This window comes from Bacillus sp. EB106-02-03-XG38 (assembly GCF_058792175.1).
In genome coordinates, this window is the sequence record NZ_JBYTED010000022.1 from 1 (window position 1) to 513 (window position 513).

Here is a 513-nt window from a genome sequence, read left to right on the forward strand (position 1 = left end):
TCTTTAGCACGTAAATTTGAAAATCTAAAAAAGAGAGGTGAAAAATCTGTTACTAATAAAAGAGTGAATATAGATAAAAATGTTCTTAGAGTGCAAAAGTTGCATGCTCGATTAGCGAATATTCGAATAGAGTATGTAAAGTCTATTGTAACGAATGTGGTGAAAACCAAGCCAACGTTTATTACAGTGGAAGATTTGAATGTGAAAGGTATGATGAAGAATAAACATTTATCTAAAACAATTGCCAAGCAGTTTTTTTTTGCTTTTAAAACGTGGCTTTTGACGAAATGTGAGGAATATGGAATTGAATTACGTCAAGTAGACCGGTTTTATCCATCGTCAAAGTTATGCTCATGTTGCAGTCAAAAGAAAGCGGATTTAAAGCTACCTGACCGAGTATATACATGTGAATGTGGCAATGTAATGGATAGAGATTTGAACGCAGCGATCAACCTTTTACAAGCAAAAAAATATACAATACTAACGTAAATAGATTGTATATATGTACGGTGG

The 513-nt window shown here is 32.9% G+C and carries 1 protein-coding gene; it reads left to right on the forward strand.

Annotation, left to right across the window (positions count from 1 at the left end; genetic code table 11):
• Positions 1 to 489 (forward strand): RNA-guided endonuclease InsQ/TnpB family protein (locus AC3WTI_RS28370; protein ID WP_142305941.1); only part of this gene is annotated, 489 nt, incomplete at its 5' end.
• Positions 490 to 513 lie beyond the last annotated feature (24 nt).